The 17,324-nt window shown below is 71.3% G+C and carries 15 protein-coding genes; 9 read left to right on the top strand and 6 right to left on the bottom strand.

Annotated features, from left to right (window positions below; translation table 11 throughout):
• Positions 1–2 precede the first annotated feature (2 nt).
• The 4 genes from FQY83_RS14460 to fusA form a co-directional block, all read right to left on the bottom strand.
• Positions 3–656, bottom strand: coding sequence for a tellurite resistance TerB family protein (locus tag FQY83_RS14460; RefSeq protein WP_146388685.1), 654 nt, complete (start codon positions 654–656; stop codon positions 3–5).
• A 178-nt stretch (positions 657–834) separates the two neighbouring features.
• Complete coding sequence (locus FQY83_RS14455) at positions 835–1,224, bottom strand: HU family DNA-binding protein (RefSeq protein WP_146388684.1); 390 nt, start codon at positions 1,222–1,224, stop codon at positions 835–837.
• A gap of 139 nt (positions 1,225–1,363) precedes the next feature.
• Positions 1,364–1,783 (bottom strand): DUF2784 domain-containing protein, encoded by a 420-nt coding sequence (locus FQY83_RS14450; protein WP_146388683.1) that lies wholly within the window; start codon positions 1,781–1,783, stop codon positions 1,364–1,366.
• Between the two features lie 16 nt (positions 1,784–1,799).
• Entirely contained in the window at positions 1,800–3,863 is a 2,064-nt protein-coding gene (gene fusA, locus FQY83_RS14445; protein ID WP_146388682.1) for an elongation factor G, read from the bottom strand.
• 240 nt (positions 3,864–4,103) lie between these two features.
• Here fusA and FQY83_RS14440 point away from each other — a divergent pair, with 240 nt between their 5' ends.
• The 4 genes from FQY83_RS14440 (at position 4,104) to FQY83_RS14425 (ending at position 7,984) form a co-directional block, all read left to right on the top strand.
• Positions 4,104–4,538 carry an OsmC family protein gene (locus FQY83_RS14440; RefSeq protein ID WP_146388681.1) on the top strand — a complete coding sequence of 145 codons (435 nt, stop codon included), beginning with the start codon at positions 4,104–4,106 and terminating at the stop codon, positions 4,536–4,538.
• On the top strand, positions 4,531–5,217 hold the full coding sequence (locus tag FQY83_RS14435) for an alpha/beta hydrolase (protein ID WP_146388680.1): 687 nt from the start codon (positions 4,531–4,533) through the stop codon (positions 5,215–5,217). Before FQY83_RS14440 ends, FQY83_RS14435 begins: the two co-directional genes overlap by 8 nt.
• A gap of 110 nt (positions 5,218–5,327) precedes the next feature.
• On the top strand, positions 5,328–6,092 hold the full coding sequence (locus tag FQY83_RS14430; protein WP_146388679.1) for a glycine zipper 2TM domain-containing protein: 765 nt from the start codon (positions 5,328–5,330) through the stop codon (positions 6,090–6,092).
• Positions 6,093–6,292: 200 nt separating this feature from the next.
• Positions 6,293–7,984, top strand: a complete 1,692-nt coding sequence (locus FQY83_RS14425) for an amidohydrolase (protein WP_146388678.1) — start codon at positions 6,293–6,295, stop codon at positions 7,982–7,984.
• Between the two features lie 165 nt (positions 7,985–8,149).
• Here the strand turns inward: FQY83_RS14425 and FQY83_RS14420 are convergent, their stop codons facing one another.
• A complete protein-coding gene (locus tag FQY83_RS14420; protein ID WP_146388677.1) occupies positions 8,150–9,040 on the bottom strand; it encodes a PhzF family phenazine biosynthesis protein in 891 nt (296 codons plus the stop codon).
• Between the two features lie 92 nt (positions 9,041–9,132).
• On the opposite strand from FQY83_RS14420, the gene FQY83_RS14415 reads away from it, so the two are divergent.
• The 4 genes from FQY83_RS14415 (at position 9,133) to FQY83_RS14400 (ending at position 15,523) form a co-directional block, all read left to right on the top strand.
• Entirely contained in the window at positions 9,133–11,733 is a 2,601-nt protein-coding gene (locus FQY83_RS14415; protein WP_146388676.1) for a bifunctional aspartate kinase/diaminopimelate decarboxylase, read from the top strand.
• A complete protein-coding gene (murL, locus tag FQY83_RS14410) occupies positions 11,730–13,205 on the top strand; it encodes a UDP-N-acetyl-alpha-D-muramoyl-L-alanyl-L-glutamate epimerase (RefSeq protein ID WP_146388675.1) in 1,476 nt (491 codons plus the stop codon). Before FQY83_RS14415 ends, murL begins: the two co-directional genes overlap by 4 nt.
• Positions 13,186–14,610 carry a UDP-N-acetylmuramoyl-L-alanine--D-glutamate ligase gene (murD, locus tag FQY83_RS14405; RefSeq protein ID WP_238333508.1) on the top strand — a complete coding sequence of 475 codons (1,425 nt, stop codon included), beginning with the start codon at positions 13,186–13,188 and terminating at the stop codon, positions 14,608–14,610. The genes murL and murD overlap by 20 nt, the downstream gene beginning before the upstream one ends.
• A gap of 106 nt (positions 14,611–14,716) precedes the next feature.
• Positions 14,717–15,523, top strand: a complete 807-nt coding sequence (locus tag FQY83_RS14400) for a dienelactone hydrolase family protein (RefSeq protein ID WP_146388673.1) — start codon at positions 14,717–14,719, stop codon at positions 15,521–15,523.
• A 144-nt stretch (positions 15,524–15,667) separates the two neighbouring features.
• On the opposite strand, the gene FQY83_RS14395 is transcribed toward FQY83_RS14400, so the two are convergent.
• A complete protein-coding gene (locus FQY83_RS14395) occupies positions 15,668–16,666 on the bottom strand; it encodes a polyprenyl synthetase family protein (protein ID WP_146388672.1) in 999 nt (332 codons plus the stop codon).
• A gap of 160 nt (positions 16,667–16,826) precedes the next feature.
• Here FQY83_RS14395 and FQY83_RS14390 point away from each other — a divergent pair, with 160 nt between their 5' ends.
• A complete protein-coding gene (locus FQY83_RS14390; RefSeq protein ID WP_146388671.1) occupies positions 16,827–17,303 on the top strand; it encodes a single-stranded DNA-binding protein in 477 nt (158 codons plus the stop codon).
• Positions 17,304–17,324 lie beyond the last annotated feature (21 nt).

The raw sequence follows: 17,324 nt of genomic DNA, 5'->3' as shown, positions 1-17,324 counted from the left end.
GCTCAGCCGGCGGCGTCGCGGAATTCCTGCTCGAGCCGCTGCCTGAGCGCGTCGTCGAGCCCCAGCTGGCGCGCCAGTTCGTCGAGGTAGGCGCGCTCCATGTAGTTCTGCTGGTCGGCGGCGACCAGACTGGCGAGGTACATCTCCGATGCGATCTCGGGCGTGGACGCCGAGCGTGCCACTTCCGCCGGATCGAGCGGCTTGTCGAGTTCGGCCTTCAGCCACTGCTGCACTTGTGCTTCCGGCGCGATCCGCGCGAACTCGCCTTCGATGATCTCGCGCTCGCGTGGGTCGAGATGGCCGTCGGCCTTGGCCGCGGCGACCAGCGCGCGCAGGATCGCCTCGCCATGCAGGTTGGCCTGCGGCGGCGGCAGGCGGTCGACGGTCTGCGGCTGCACCGGCGCGCCCTGCTGCGCCATGTAATCGCCGTAGGCGCGGTAGGCCATCATGCCCAGCGCGGCGAGTCCGCCGTAGGTCGCCAGCTTGCGCGTGGCCTTGTTCCTGCCCAGCAGCAGGCCGAGCGCGCCGCCGGCCAGCGTGCCCTTGCCGAAATCGGAGCCGAGCATGCCGCCGAGGCCGCCGCGGCCATCGTTGCCCGACAGCGTCGTGGGCGCGGCGGATTTGAGCAGGTGGTCGAGGAAACCGTTGAGGCTCATGGGTCGGGGTCCGGTGGGGGAGGAATGGTCCGCATCCTAACCATTCCGGGCGGCAAATCCCCGAATGGATCGTCATCCCCGCCTTCGCGGGGATGACGGTGTTGCTCCCGCGAAAGGTCCAAAACAAAACGGGACGGCAAGGCCGTCCCGTTCCGGGTGTCGCGTTTCGGCGCTGCGATCAGGACGCGGCGTCCTTGAGCTTCTTCAGCGGACGCACCTTCACCTTCACCGAGGCGGGCTTGGCGGCGAACCACTGCTCTTCCTTGGTGAACGGGTTGATGCCCTTGCGCTTGGGCTTGGCCGGGACGCTCACCGCGGAGAACTTGGCGACGCCCGGCAGGGTGAAGCTGCCCGCGCCCTTCTTGTTCAGCGAACCGTGGATCGCGCCTTCGAGCGCGGCCAGCACGGCGCGGATGTCCTTCGCGGCGACGCTGGTGGCGTCGGCGATGTGGGCGACCAGGCCCGACTTGCTCAGGGCTTCCTTGATGGTCTTCGGGGCTGCGGGCTTGGCGGCCTTGGCGGCCTTCTTCGGAGCAGCCTTCTTGGCGGCGGCCTTCTTCTTTGCCATGGGTTTTGTGTTCCCTCGTCTGTGTCTGTGGTCTGCGTGTTTTTTTCGGCCGAACTTGATGCCGGCAGGCGCAATGTAGGGCATCCGCAACGCCGCGCCAATAGGAAATCGGCAAAAAACGCGCTTTTTTTGCATGGCTTCATGACGCGCGGTTCTGGCGCGCGCGCCGCCGGATCGGCGGCCAGCGCCACCAGCACGCCAGCACCCCTGCGGCGAACGCGGTGTAGGCGAGCACGAACGCCCACCACGGCGCCTCGAAGAAGATCAGCCGCGACAGCCAGTGCTGGATGAAGGATTCGCCGTAAGTGTCCTGCCCGGCTCGATTTCGCAGCGCCTGTTCCCAGATCGTCAGCGGGCACAGCCGCCCCATCCAGGCCTGCAGCGCGATCACCAGCATCAGCGCCAGGTGCGTGGCGCGGAAGGCGAAGCCGCGCACCCAGCGCCAGCCCAGCGGGCCGCCGACCAGGATCGCCAGCGCGCCGAGCACCACGAAGGCGACCACGCCCACGTGCAGGGCGAGGATCGCGTCGGCGAGGATCGCGGCCAGGGCGGGGGACATGCGCGCGCCGCCGCGCTCAGTCCTCCTCGTGCCTGGGCTTGTACGCCTCCACCAGCTTCTGCTGGACCTGCGGCGGCACCGGCTCGTAGTGGCTGAAGTCGAGCGCGTAGCGGCCGCGGCCGGCGGTGGCCGATTTGAGTTCGGCGGCGTAACCCTCCAGTTCGGACAGCGGCACCTGCGCCCGGATCGCGATCTCGCCGCTGCCGGCGGCATCGGTGCCGTTGATGCGCGCGCGCTTGCCGGCGAGGCCGCCGCTGATGTCGCCCATGTGCGCCTCGGGCGCGTTCACCTCGAGGTCGACGATCGGTTCGAGCACCTGCGGCCGCGCCTTGGCGACCGCATCGAGGAAGGCCTTCTTGCCGGCGGCGACGAAGGCGACCTCCTTGCTGTCGACCGGATGGTGCTTGCCGTCGTAGACGACCACGCGCACGTCCTGCATCGGGTAGCCGGCGACCGCGCCGGCCTTGAGCACCTGGCGCACGCCTTTCTCCACCGCCGGCAGGAACTGGCCGGGGATCACGCCGCCCTTGACCTCGTCGACGAACTCGAAGCCGCCGCCGCGCGGCAGCGGCTCGATGCGCAGGAACACCTCGCCGAACTGGCCGGCGCCGCCGGTCTGCTTCTTGTGGCGGTGGTGGCCCTCGGCCTTCGCGGCCACGGTCTCGCGGTAGGCGATGCGCGGCGGGCGGGTGCTCACCTCCACGCCGAAGCGGTCCTTGAGCCGGTCGAGGTTGATGCGCAGGTGCAGGTCGGACAGGCCGCGGACCACGGTCTCGTTGGTCTCCTCCTCGTGCTCGACGTGGAAGCAGGGGTCCTCCTCGGCCAGCTTGTGCAGGGCGTTGGCCAGCTTCTGCTCCTGGCCCTTGCTGCCGGCCTCGATGGCGAGGCCGAACATCGGCTTCGGGAACGCGATCGGGGCGAGGTGGATCTGGTCCTCGTCGTGGCTGTCGTGCAGCACCGCGTCGAAGTGCAGCTCGTCGACCTTGGCCACCGCGGCGATGTCGCCGGGGATCGCCTGGTCGACCTCGACGTGATCCTTGCCCTTGAGCTTGAACAGGTGGCCGACCTTGAACGGCTTGCGGCCGTCGTCGACGAACAGCTGCGTGTCCTTCTTCACCGTGCCCTGGTAGACGCGGAACACGCCGAGCTTGCCGACGAAAGGATCATGGACGATGCGGAACACGTCGGCGACGACGTGCGCGTCCGGGTCGGGCGTGGCGACGATCGGCTGCGCGTCGGCGCCGCCGCCCTTCACGAACGGCGGCGGGTTGGCCTCGCCCGGATGCGGGAACAGTGTCTCGGCCACGTCCAGCAGTTCTTTCACGCCGACGCCGGTGCGCGCGGAGGCGAAGCACACCGGGACGAGGTGGCCCTCGCGCAGGCACTGCTCGAAGGCGTCGTGCAGTTCGTCGCCCGAGAGGCCGTCTTCGCCGAGGTCGAGGTAGTGGTCCATCACCGTCTCGTTGACCTCGACCACCTGGTCGAGGATCTTCTGGTGCCAGTCGGCGACGGGGCCGAGGTCGCTGTTCTCGTCAGGCGAGTTGCCGGAGGACTGGCCGAAGCAGTCGACCACGCGCGCGCCGCCGTCGACGGGCAGGTTCAGCGGCAGCACTTCGGGGCCGAAGGCCTCGCGCAGCTGGTCGAGCACGCGCGCCGGATCGGCGTCGTCGGCGTCGATGCGGTTGACCACGATCGCGCGGCACAGCCCGCGCTCCTTCGCCCGCGCCATCATCCGCCGCGTGCCGTACTCCACGCCGCCGGCGGCGTCGACCACGATCACGGCGGTCTCGACCGCGCCCAGCGCCGACAGTGCCGGGCCGCGGAAATCGGGGTAGCCGGGCAGGTCGATCAGGTTGACGTGGATGCCTGCGTGGTCGGTGCTGGCGATGGCGGCGTCGATCGAGTGGCCGCGCTGCTTCTCGATCGGATCGAAGTCGGACACGGTGCTGCCGCGTTCGACGGTGCCTGCCGTCTGGAGTGCGCCGCCGGCATGCAGCAGGGCTTCGAACAGGGTGGTCTTGCCGGCGCCGGGGTGGCCCGCGAGGGCCACGTTGCGGATCTGGGGTGTCGAGTAGGGCATGAGGCCGGTCCTCCCGTGTGCAGGATGGATGCTCGCTTCGGAGCGCGGCCGTCATGGCTGTCCACGGGAGGAACGCTGCCGTTCGAGCGTTCGCTCGAGGGGCGGCCGTGGCGGGACGCCACCTTAGCGCGTCGCGCGGAACGGGGCGCGTTGCGACGCAGCATCCGCCGGCCGCCTGCGCGCACGCAAAAGTAACGATCCCCTGCGTACGCTGGCGGCTTTCCCCACAGGAGCGACACCATGGGCATCTCCCGCAAGGCCAGCGCGCACTGGGAAGGCGACCTCAAGTCCGGCAAGGGCACCTTGACCACGCCGCAGAGCGGCCTGCTCGACGGCACCCGCTACGGCTTCAACAGCCGCTTCGGCGACGAGAAGGGCACCAATCCCGAGGAACTGATCGCCGCCGCGCACGCCGGCTGCTTCACCATGGCGCTGTCGGCCAAGCTGACCGAGGCCGGGCATCCGCCGGAGTCGCTCGACGGCAGCGCCGAGGTCGACCTGTCGCTGGAGGGCGGGCCGACGCTGAGCGCGATCCGGCTGAAGATGAAGGCGAAGGTGCCGGGCCTGGACGAGGTGAAGTTCCGCGAGATCGCCGACGACGCCAAGCAGAACTGCCCGGTGTCCAAGGCGCTGAGCGCGGTGCCGATCACGCTGGAGGCCGAACTGGTTGGGTAAACGCATCCGCTCCGCGCTGCTGGTGCACGGCGGAGGCGGGGGCGGCTGGGAATGGAATGTGTGGAAGGGCGTGTTCGAGGCCGCGCGCCTGCGCGTGGCCGCGCCCGACCTGCAGGCCGCGCCGCAGGGCCTTGCCGGCACCGCGTTCGAGGACTACGCCGCGCAGGTGCGCGCGGCGCTGCAGGCGCTGCCGCGTCCGCGCGCGCTGGTGGGCGCCAGCCTCGGCGGGCTGCTGGCGATGGCCTGCGCCGACGGCGCCGACGCGCTGGTGCTGGTCAACCCGCTGCCGCCCTCGCCCTGGCACGCGCAGCTGCCGCGGCGCGAGTGGCCGGACGTCGTGCCCTGGCAGCGCGACGCACGCCTGACCGGCACCCAGCGCGCGCTGCCCGACGCCGACGAGGCGACCGCGCTGTTCGCGTTCCGCCACTGGCGCGACGAGAGCGGACGGGCGATGCGCGAGGCCTACGAGGGCATCGCCGTCGAGCGGCCCGCCTGCCCGGTGCTGTGCATCGCCTCGATGGTCGACGACGACGTGCCGCCGCCCCTGACCGCGGCCCTGGCCAGCGAGTGGGACGCCTCGCTGCTGCGCGCCACCGCGGTCAGCCACGTCGGCCCGCTGCTGGGCCGCAATGCCGCGCAGTGCGCCGCGCAGGCGCTGGCCTGGCTGTCGGCGCGGTAAACGCGCGGGGGTCGGCGGCCCCGCAAACGGTTTCGATTCAGCCGCGCGTTAGCCGTGCCTGCCTAGCGTGGCCGGTGCGCCACTCTTCGTCCCGGCGCGGGGGTTGAACGATGAAGGCCACGGGGATTCCCCTCGCCATTGCGCTGGTGCTCGCCGCGGGCGGCGCATCCGCGCAGTCCCATGACGACGACCGTTACGGCCCGGCGCCGTACGGCAGCTACGAACGCCGCGCCGCGGACCACCGGGCCGACGAGGCGTCTTCGCCGCAGGGCCACTACGACTGGGCCCGGGTGGTCCGGGTCGATCCGGTGTTCGATGGGCGCACGCGCCCGGTGCACGACACGCGGCGCTGCGAGACGCGCCGCGATGCCTATGCGGGCCGGGATCCCCGCGACGGTTACGGTGACGACTACCGTCGTGACGACCATTACCGCGATGACGGTTACGGTGGCCGTGACGACCGCTATCGCGACCCGTACGGCGATCCGTATCGCGATCCGTACCGCGAGGCGCGACGCGACGAGAACGGGCGCATGGTCGCCACCGTGCTCGGCGGCATCGCCGGCGCGGTGCTGGGCAGCAAGATCGGCGACGGCAGCGGGCGCTACATCGGCACCGCGGTCGGCTCGATGGTCGGCGGCATGGCCGGGCGCGGCATCTACGACGCCAACCGCCGTGCGCGGCCGGTCGACGACGGCTACGTCACCGTCTGCGGGCCCGAGCCCTACCGGACTGGCGGCAATGCCGATCCGTACGAGCGCAGCGTCGACGAGTACGAGGTGACCTACGAATACGCCGGGCGGCAGTACACCACGCGCACCGGCTACCACCCCGGCGACCGCATCCGCGTCCGGGTGGACGTGCGCGCCGAGTAGGCGTGCGGACGCACGGGCGATGCGAGGGGGCCTTCGGGCCCCTTCTTTCTGTTTCCTCCTGTCATTTCGACCGCAGGGAGAAATCTTGCTTCCTCCTGCGCCGGGGACGGGATTTCTCCCTGCGGTCGAAATGACAAGGACTTTTCCCCGATCCGCGCAAGCGCTGTAGCATCGCCCGCACCCGCCGCCGGAGTCTGCCCATGCTGCCCAAGCTGCTCGCGCCGCTGTTCTGCGCCCTTGCCTGCCTGCCCGCCGCGGCGGCGGAATCCACGCTGCTGCATGCGGCGCGCATCCACACCTCGGACGCATCGGCGGCAACCGTCGAAGCGATGGTGTGGGACGCGGACGGACGCATCCTCGCCGTCGGCGAGGCCGACGAGCTTGCGGCCAGCCACCCCGGCGCGCGCCGGATCGACCTGGGCGACGCCACCGTCATCCCCGGGCTGATCGACGCCCACGGGCACATCGTCGGGCTCGGCCTGGCGCTGACGCGCGTCGACCTGGTCGGCACGCGCGGCAAGGCGGAGATCCTCGAACGCCTGCGCGAGTTCGAATCCGGCCTGCCGCCGGGCGAATGGTTGCTCGGCGGCGGCTGGGACCAGAACGACTGGCCGGACAAGGCGTTCCCGACGGCGTCCGACCTCGACGCCGCGTTCCCCGAGCGCCCGGTGTGGCTGCGGCGCGTCGACGGCCACGCCGGCTGGGTGAACTCGGCGGCGCTGCGTGCGGTCGCGGCGCGCCCGCAGGGCGCCGCGCTGCTGGCGGAGGGCCAGCCGGACGGCGGACTGATCGTGCGCGATGCCGACGGCAAGCCGACCGGCGTATTCGTCGACGAGGCTGAACGGCTGATCGACGCGGTGGTCCCGGCGATGGACCAGGCCGATGCCGATCGTGCGCTGGCGCTTGCGCTCGAGATGGCGGTGCGCAACGGACTGACCGGGGTGCACGACATGGGCACCAGCCAGGCCGACTTCGAGCAGCTGCGGCGCTTCGCCGACGCGGGCCGCCTGCCGCTGCGCATCAGCGCCTACGCCGACGGCGACGCCGGCGCGCTCGCCTGGCTGTGCGAACACGGCCCGTATTCGCATCCGGGCAAACGCCTGCAGATGCGCGGGGTGAAGTTCCTGATCGATGGCGCGCTGGGCAGCCGCGGCGCCGCGCTGGCCGAGGACTACAGCGACGACCCCGGCAACCGCGGCCTGCTGCTGATCGAGCCGGAGCGTTTCGAGCGACTCGTGCGCCGTGCCAGCGGCTGCGGGCTGCAGATCGCCACCCACGCCATCGGCGACCGCGGCAACCGCATCGTGCTCGACGCCTACGCGCGCGTGCTCGGCGACGAGGCCAAGGGCGACCACCGCTGGCGCGTCGAGCACGCGCAGATCATGGATCCGGGCGACATCCCGCGCTTCGCCGCGCTCGGCGTCGTCGCCTCGATGCAGCCCACGCACGCCACCTCGGACATGCCGTGGGCGCAGGACCGCGTCGGCCCGGAGCGCATCGCCGGGGCCTATGCCTGGCGGCGCTTCGCCGATGCGGACGTGCGGCTCGCGCTGGGATCGGACTTCCCGGTCGAATCGCCCGATCCGCGGCTGGGACTGTACGCCGCGGTGACGCGCCAGGACGGCGACGGCCATCCCGCCGGCGGCTGGCTGCCGGACCAGAGGCTGACCAACGCCGAAGCGCTGCGCGGCTTCACCGCGGATGCGGCGTGGGCGAACCACGACGAGGCGATCGTCGGCCGGCTCGTGCCCGGGCTGCAGGCGGATTTCGTGGTGCTGGTGCAGGATCCGCTGCAGGTCGAGGGCGCGGACCTCGACGCGCTGGAGATCCGTTCGACCTGGGTCGATGGTGCGCCGGTCTACGAGGCGGAGGGCGCATCGCGTCGGGATTGAATCGGCTGGTCGGGTTCGAGCGGTACCGGAATTGGCCAACTTGTTCTTGGCGACGTTGAATTCCGATCGTCATCCCCGCGAAAGCGGGGATCCAGGGACGTTGATCCTTTGAAACACAAACTCCATGGATTCCCGCTTTCGCGGGAATGACGACTCGCAGCGGGCTCACCCGCCCGCAAGCGGCCAGTCGATGCCCCCGTCGACCACCGTCTGCACGCGCCCGCCCGACCATACGTCGCCGGCGTCGTCCACGTGCAGCTCGATGATCGCGTCGTGGCCGACCTCGCGGCCCTGGCTGATGCGGTAGTGGCCGTCGGCGCTCGGCAAGGCGTCCTGCGAGGCGAGCCACGCCGCGAGCGTGGCGTTGGCGGCGCCCGACGCCGCGTCCTCGAAGCGTCCGGTCGATCCGACCCAGGCGCGCACCGCGAGGTAGTAGACCGGGTCGTCGCTGCGCGCGAACACGCACAGGCCCATGCTGTCGGTCTCGAGCGCGAGCCGTTCGATCGCGTCCCAGTCCGGCGTCGCCGCGCGCAGTTCGGCTTCGCCGGCCAGCTCCGCCAGCCACCAGCGGCGCCCGCCGTCGACCAGCGCCTGCGGCAGGCGGCCCAGCGGCAGTCCGGCGAGTGCATCGCGCAGCTGCGGATGCTGCGCGTCGGCGATCTCGACGATCCTCGCGCGCGGCGTGCGCACCGCGATCGTGCGCGTCGCGCCTTCGCCGTGCACGCGCAGCGGCAGGTCGCCGGCAATGCCGGACTGCACCAGCAGCCCGTCGCGCGGCGTCGCCAGCCCCGCTTCCAGCACCGCGTGCGCGGTGCCGACGCTGGGATGGCCGGCGAACGGCACCTCGCGGCGCGGGCTGAAGATGCGGATGCCGTAGCTCGCGTCCGGCGAGGGCGAGGGGAAGACGAAGGTGGTCTCGGGCAGCCGCGTCCAGCGCGCGATCGCCTGCATCGTCCCGTCATCGAGTCCGTCGCCGTCGAGCACCACGGCCAGGGGATTGCCGGCACCGGGCCGGTCGGCGAAGACGTCGAGCTGCTGGTAGCGGCGTGGGGGCATGCGGGGGAGGCCTTCGATTTGGATAGAATTCGCGCTTCGCATCCGCAAGCGCGCGGATGCGGCCGCCCGTTATACCGGAACCCGCCACGTCCATGCCTTCTCCTTCGACCGGCACGCCCTGGGTCGTGCTCAAGTTCGGCGGCACTTCGGTGTCGCAGCGCCATCGCTGGGACACCATCGGCCGGCTGGCGCGCAAACGCGCGGACGATGGCGGCGGACGCGCGCTGGTCGTGGTGTCGGCGCTTTCGGGTGTAACCAATGAATTGACCGCGATCGCGGACGGCGCCGACGACGGTGCGGCGCGGGTCGATGCGCTGGTCGCGCGCCATCGCGACTTCGTGCAGGCGCTGGATCTCGATCCCGATGCGGTGCTGGGCGAACGCCTTACCGCGCTGCAGGCGCTGCTGGCCGACGCGCGCGCCGCGGCGCGCATGCTCGACTGGCAGGCCGAGGTGCTGGCGCAGGGCGAACTGCTGTCGTCGACGCTGGGCGCGGCCTACCTGCGTTCGCAGGGCCTGGATGTCGGCTGGGCCGACGCGCGCGACTGGCTCGACGCGATCGAGCTGCCGAACCAGAGCGAGTGGGGCAGGCGCCTGTCGGTGTCGTGCCGGCGGGAGGCCGACGACGCCTGGCGCGCGCGCTTCGCCGCGCAGCCGGCGCGGCTGCTGATCACCCAGGGCTTCATCGCGCGCCACGGCGACGGCGGCACCGCGGTGCTCGGCCGCGGCGGCTCGGACACCTCGGCCGCGCTGTTCGGCGGCCTGCTGCGCGCGCGCGGCGTCGAGATCTGGACCGACGTGCCGGGCATGTTCACCGCCAACCCGCGCGAGGTGCCCGATGCGCGCCTGCTCGCGCGCCTGGACTACGCCGAAGCGCAGGAAATCGCCACCACCGGCGCCAAGGTGCTGCATCCGCGCTCGCTCGGCCCGTGCCGCGTCACCGGCGTGCCGATGGCGATCCTCGATACCGAGCGCCCCGACCTGCCGGGCACGCGCATCGATGGCGACGCTTCCGAAGTGCCGGGCGTCAAGGCGATCAGTCGCCGCAACGGCATCGTGCTGGTGTCGATGGAAACGGTGGGCATGTGGCAGTCGGTCGGCTTCATGGCCGACATCTTCGAACGCTTCAGGCGCCACGGCCTGTCGGTGGACCTGATCGGTTCGGCCGAGACCAACGTCACCGTCTCGCTCGACCCCAGCGAGAACCTCGTCAGCACCGACGTGCTGGCGAAGCTGTCCGAAGACCTGTCGCAGATCTGCCGGGTGAAGGTGATCGCGCCCTGCGCGGCGATCACCCTGGTCGGTCGCGGCATGCGTTCGCTGCTGCACAAGCTCTCCGAGGTGTGGGCCACGTTCGGGCAGGAGCGCGTGCACCTGATCTCGCAGTCGTCCAACGACCTCAACCTGACTTTCGTCATCGACGAGGCCGACGCCGACGGCCTGCTGCCGGAGCTGCACGCGCAGCTGATCGAAAGCGGCGCGATGCCGGTCGCCGATGCGACGGTGTTCGGACCGAGCTGGAACGAGATCCAGTTCGGCAAGCCCGAGCGCGCACCCGCGTGGTGGCAGGGCGACGATGCGCGCGAACGCCTGCTGACGCTGGCACAGCCCGGCACGCCGGCCTACGTCTACCACCTGCCGACGGTGCGGGCCCGTGCGCAGGCGCTCAAGGCCGTGGCCGCCGTCGACCGCCGCTTCTACGCGATCAAGGCCAATGCGCACCCGGCCATCCTGCGCACGCTGGAAGCCGAGGGGTTCGGGCTGGAATGCGTGTCGCAGGGCGAGATCGAACACGTGTTCGACACGCTGCCGGGGCTGGCCCCGGCGCGCGTGCTGTTCACCCCAAGCTTCGCGCCGCACACCGAGTACGACGCCGCATTCGCGCGCGGCGTCACGGTGACGCTCGACAACGTCGAGGCGCTGCGGCGCTGGCCGGAGACGTTCCGCGGTCGCGACCTGTGGCTGCGCGTCGACCTCGGCCGCGGCGACGGCCACCACGCCAAGGTCGTCACCGGCGGCGCGGCGTCGAAGTTCGGCCTGCCGCTGGAGGCGATCAATGCCTTCGCGCGCGAGGTGCGTGCGCTGGGTGGCCGCATCACCGGCATCCATGCCCACCTGGGCAGCGGCATCGATCACCCGAAGCACTGGCGCGGGGTCTATGCCGAACTGGCGGCGATCGCCGACGGCGTCGGCACGGTCGACACCATCGACCTCGGGGGTGGGCTCACGATCCCGTACAAGCCGGAAGACCTGCCCTTCGACCTCGAGGCGTGGGCGCAGGGGCTGGCCGAGATCAAGGCGGCGTGGCCGCGCTACCGGCTGGCGATCGAGCCGGGGCGTTTCCTGGTGGCCGAGTCCGGCGCGCTGCTGGTGCGCGTGACCCAGGTGGTCGACAAGCTCGGCACCCGCCGCGTGGGCCTGGACGGCGGGATGAACGCCCTGATGCGGCCGGCGATGTACGACGCCTGGCACGGCGTGCACAACCTCAGCCGTTGGGGTGATGGCAATGAGGTCGCGTGCGACGTGGTCGGTCCGATCTGCGAATCCAGCGACGTGCTCGGGCTGAAGCGCAAGCTGCCGGCGGCGACTGCGCCCGACGACGTGATGCTGGTGGCCGACGCCGGTGCCTACGGCTACGTGATGGCCAACCACTACAACCTGCGCGGCCTGCCGCGCGAGGACGTGCTGGAATGACGGCGGTGAACTTCGACCGCGATGCGATCCGCGCGTTCCGCTTCGTCCGCTGCGGCTTCGATGCCGCGACCGGCGTGGCGCAGATGGTCTACGCCTTCGACGATGGTCCCGAGCTGGTCGAGACGGTGACGCTGCCGGGCGCGCCGTTCGTGCTGGAGGGCGCGCGCGCGGCTGCCGCCGAACGCGCGCTGCAGCTGCTGCACCTGATCGCGGGCGTGAGTTACTACAAGGCTGCGGTGCCGCCGGAGATCCGCATCGAGGCGTACGACATCGATGCGGCGACCGCAGCGCTGCTAGCGGACGTCTACGTCCACGGCCTCGGCGAGTTCGCCTACCGCAACGGCCTCGACCTGCACGGTCGGATCCGGTTCCCCGCTCTCAAGCCCTCCCCTTCAAGGGGAGGGTTGGGTGGGGATGGTGTTCGCGCTGAAGATTCGGATGCTGCGGACGCTGCCGCCGTAACGCAACACCATCCCCACCCCAGCCCTCCCCTTGAAGGGGAGGGGGTAGAAGCGCCGTCGCTCGGCCTGCGCCACCACGCCCTCGTCGCCATCGGCGGCGGCAAGGATTCCCTGGTCAGCATCGAAGCCCTGCGCGCGCTCGGCGTCGAACAGACCGTCACCTGGATCGGCGGCTCGCAGCTGATCCGCGCCTGCGCCGAACGCACCGGCCTGCCGACGCTCAACATCGGCCGCCAGCTGGCGCCGGAACTGTTCGAGTACAACCGCCAGGGCGCGTGGAACGGCCACATCCCGGTGACCGCGGTGAACTCGGCGATCATGGCCTTCGCCGCCGTGGTGCTGGGCGTGGACCAGGTGGTGTTCTCCAACGAGCGTTCGGCCAGCTACGGCAGCCTGATCGAGGGCACGGGCGAGGTGAACCACCAGTGGTCGAAGGGCTGGGCCTTCGAGCGCGCGTTCGCCGCGCACCTGCGCTCGCATGTCGCCGCGGACCTGTCGTACTACTCGCTGCTGCGCCCGCTGAGCGAGCTCGCGGTCGCGCGCCAGTTCGCGAAGACCGACCAGTACGACGCCCATTTCTCCAGCTGCAACCGCAACTTCCACCTGCTCGGCGAGCGCCCGGTGAACCGCTGGTGCGGCATCTGTCCGAAGTGCCATTTCGTGTTCCTGGCGCTGGCGCCGTTCATGCCCAAGCCGCGCCTGGTCGGCATCTTCGGCCGCAACCTGCTCGACGATCCGGCGCAGGTGCCCGGCTTCGATGCGCTGCTGGAGTACCGCGACCACAAGCCGTTCGAGTGCGTCGGCGAGGGCCGGGAGTCGCGCGCGGCGATGGCGGCGCTGGGCGCGCGCCCGGAATGGCGCGAGGACGCGATCGTCGCCCGCTTCAACCGCGAGATCGCGCCGCAGCTCGGCGACGATGAGGTGGACGTCGAGGCGCTGCTCGCGATCGACGAGGAACACGGCATCCCGGCGCCGCTGTGGGACCGCCTGCGTGCGCGGTTCGCCCGATAGCATCGCCGCGCTCGCCGGCCTGCGCGTCGCGCTCTGGGGCTGGGGGCGCGAGGGGCGGGCGGCGTATGCGGCGCTGCGCGCCGCACGGGATTGGGGATTGGGGATTGGGGATTCGGAAGATCGGTTTCCGGCGCGGCTGACGCTGTTCTGCACGGTTGCAGAAGCGGACGAGGCGCGGGCGCTGGGGGACGGGGCGCTGGTGGTCGAGACCGATGCGACGGCCGAGCGGCTGTCGGCGTTCGACGTCGTCGTCAAGTCGCCCGGGATCAGCCCGTATCGTCCCGAGGCCCTGGCCGCGGCCGAATGCGGCACGCGCTTCATCGGCGGCACCGCGCTGTGGTTCGCCGAACGCCCCGATGCGCGCACGATCTGCGTCACCGGCACCAAGGGCAAGAGCACCACGTCGGCGTTGCTGGCGCACCTGCTGCGCGCCGGCGGGCATCGCACCGCGCTGGCCGGCAACATCGGCCAGCCGCTGCTGGAACTGCTCGACGGCGAGGCGGAGTTCTGGGTGATCGAGCTGTCGAGCTACCAGACGCGCGACGTCGCGGGCAGCGGCGTGCAGCCGGAGGTCGCCCTCGTCACCAACATATTTCCCGAACATCTCGACTGGCACGGCAGCCATGCGCGCTACGTCGAGGACAAGCTGTCGCTGCTGACCGGGGCGAAGCCGCGCATCGCGGTGCTCAACGCCAGCGATCCGACGCTGGCCGCGCTTTCGCTGCCCGACAGCGAGGTGCGCCGGTTCGGCGATGCGGCGGGCTGGCACCTGCGCGGCGACGTGCTCTGGCGCGGCGACCGGGAAGTCCTCGACGTGCGCGACATTCCGCTGCCGGGCCGCCACAACCGCGGCAACCTCTGCGGCGCGCTGGCCGCGATCGAGGTGCTGGGCCTCGACGCTGTCGAGCTGGCGCCGCACGCGGCGACGTTCCGGCCGCTGCCGCACCGGCTGCAGGTGCTGGGCACGCGCGAAGGCATCACCTTCGTCAACGATTCGATCAGCACCACGCCGCACGCGAGCCTGGCGGCGCTGGACGTGTTCCGCGCACGCCGCGTCGCGATTCTGGTCGGCGGCCACGACCGCGGGCTCGACTGGCAGGCCTTCGCCGACGGCGTGCGCGCGCAGCCGCCGGCGGCGATCGTGACGATGGGCCAGAACGGGCCGCGCATCCATGCGCTGCTGGCCGGTGCAGCGGGCTTCGCGCTGCGCCAGGCGGTCGATCTCGCCGATGCGGTCGCGCAGGCGGAATCGCTGCTGGCGGGCGAGGGCGTGGTGCTGCTGTCCCCCGGTGCGCCGAGCTTCGGCGCGTATCGCGACTATGCCGAACGCGGGCGCCACTTCGCCGCGCTGGCGGGGTTCGATCCGGAGGCGATCGCTGCGATCCAGGGGATGGGCATCGGCTGATCTTCCGGCGCCACAGTGCTTGCAATCCCGCCCCGAGCGCCCTGGTTTCATGCCGCTCCCGCGCCCTTGCGCTAGGCTGGCATTTCCTCCACACCGGGAATCCGCCATGCGCCTTTCCGCCGTCCTGCCCGCACTGCTCCTGGCCACGCTGTATTCGGCGCCGGCCGTCGCCGCGATGAAGACCGTGCCGGTCGAATGGACCGTAGGCGAGGATGCGTTCAGCGGCTACCTGGTCTACGACGATGCCGACGCTGCCGCGCGTCCGGGCCTGGTCATGGTGCCGAACTGGATGGGCGTCACCGACGAGGCGCTGGAGCGGGCGAGGGCGATCGCCGGCGACGATTACGTGGTGCTGGTGGCCGACGTCTACGGCAAGGGCAAGCGGCCGAAGGACAGCGACGAGGCCGGCAGGCTGGCGGGCGCGCTGCGCGGCGAGGATCGCGCGCCCCTGCGTGCGCGCATGCAGGCGGCCGTGGACACGCTGAAGGCGCAGGCCGGCACCGCGCCGCTGCGCGCGGACCGGATCGGTGCGTTCGGCTTCTGCTTCGGCGGTTCGGCGGCGCTCGAGCTTGCGCGCAGCGGCGCCGACGTGGCCGGCGTGGTCAGCCTGCACGGCGGCCTTGCGCCGGGCGCGCAATCGCAGACTGCCGGCAAGGTCGCTGCGCCGGTGCTGGTGCTCAACGGCGCCGACGACAAGGCGGTGACCGACGCCGACATCGCCGCCTTCGGGAAGGAAATGGACGGCGCCGGCGCCGACTGGCAGTTCGTCGACTTCAGCGGCGCGGTGCACTGCTTCGCCGAGCCGGCGGCAGGCAGCGACCCGGCCAGCAACTGCCGCTACGACGAGCGCGCGGCCCGACGTGCCTACCGGATGATGGACGGCTTCTTCGACGAGGTCTTCGGCGACGATTGACGTGCAGGCTGCTGTAGGAGCGGCTTCAGCCGCGACCCTTCGAATGCGACAGGTCGCGGCTGAAGCCGCTCCTACGGCATTTTGCACGTTGTTTGCGGATTGGCATGGGCCCCTGCGCCCACCGGCATCCTTCGCCGCAACCGGTCAGTACCCGCGCTCCACCGCGTAGCGCGCAAGGCCGCGCAGCGCGGCGACGGCTGCGTTCTCCGGCAGCGGCGCCAGCGCCGCCTCGGCCGCGGCGGCGTAGTCGCGCGCGCGCGCGCGGCTGTAGTCGAGGCTGCCGGCGGCGGCGATCGCGGCCAGCACCTCCGGCATCGCTTCGGCTTCGCCCTGCTCGACGATCGCGCGCAGCCGCGCACGCGTTGCGCCGTCCGCCTGCGCCATCGCGTGGATCAGGGGCAGGGTGGCCTTGCCCTCGGCGAGGTCGTCGCCGAGGTGCTTGCCGAGCGCGTCGGCGTCGCCGCTGTAGTCGAGCACGTCGTCGGCGATCTGGAACGCATGGCCGAGTTGCATGCCGTAGTCGTACAGCGCGCGCTGGGTGGCGGCGTCGGCGCCCGAGGCCAGCGCGCCGAGCTGGGTGCCGGCGGCGAACAGCACCGCGGTCTTGCGCTCGATCACGTCGAGGTAGGCGGCCTCGTCGGTGTCGGGATTGCGCACGTGCAGCAGCTGCAGCACCTCGCCCTCGGCGATGCGGTTGGTGGTGTCGGCGAGGATCCGCATCACCTCCATGCGGTCGAGTTCGACCATCAGCTGGAAGCTGCGCGAATAGAGGAAGTCGCCCACCAGCACGCTCGGCGCATTGCCCCACAGCGCGTTGGCGGTGCTGCGGCCGCGGCGCAGGTCGGATTCGTCGACCACGTCGTCGTGCAGCAGGGTGGAGGTGTGGATGAACTCGATGATCGCCGCGAGCTGGTGGTGCTCGGCAGTGACCGTGCCGGTTGCGCGACCGGCCAGCGCCACCAGCATCGGCCGCAGCCGCTTGCCGCCGGCGGATACGATGTGCTCCGCGATCTGGTTGACCAGGACCACGTCCGAGGCCAGCCGGCGCCGGATCAGGGCGTCGATGGCGGCCATGTCGGCGGCGGCCAGGGCCTGGATGGCGGGCAGGTCGAGGCCGGGTGTGGTGGGGGAGGGGGCGGCCATGGACGATCCGGAGAAGATGAACGGCCGATTATACGAAGCCCGCCGCAGCGCCCGTGAGGCGGAATCCTACGCGGCCGCAGGGCGGGGTCCGATGGCCCGGCCCCGCGGGCTATAATCCAATGTCCCTCGCCGGGCACGCCGGCGACACCCGAGGAACGCAATGGCCCGTGGCATCAACAAGGTGATCCTTGTCGGCAATCTCGGCAACGATCCGGACGTCAAGTACACCCAGGGCGGCATGGCGGTCACCCGCATCAGCCTGGCGACCACCAGCGTGCGCAAGGACCGCGACGGCAATACCCAGGAACGGACCGAGTGGCACCGCGTGGTGTTCTTCGGCAAGCTCGGCGAGATCGCCGGCGAATACCTGCGCAAGGGCTCGCAGGTCTACGTCGAGGGCTCGATCCGCTACGACAAGTACACCGGGCAGGACGGCGTGGAGAAGTACTCCACCGACATCATCGCCGACGAGATGCAGATGCTCGGCGGGCGTGGCGGCGGCGAAGGCGGCGGCGGTGGCTCCTACGAGCGCAGCCCGCGTCCGCAGCGCCAGGAATCCGCGCCGCGCCCGCAGTCGGCGCCGAGCCGCCAGCCGGCGCCGGCCGACGATTTCTCGGACGACGACATTCCGTTCTAGGGACGGGCGACGTTCATTCGC

Origin of the sequence: Luteimonas marina (assembly GCF_007859325.1) — a bacterium.
GTDB classification, from domain to species: domain Bacteria; phylum Pseudomonadota; class Gammaproteobacteria; order Xanthomonadales; family Xanthomonadaceae; genus Luteimonas; species Luteimonas marina.
The sequence above is the reverse complement of the archived record's forward strand: the minus strand, read 5'-3'. Positions and strand labels throughout refer to the sequence as shown.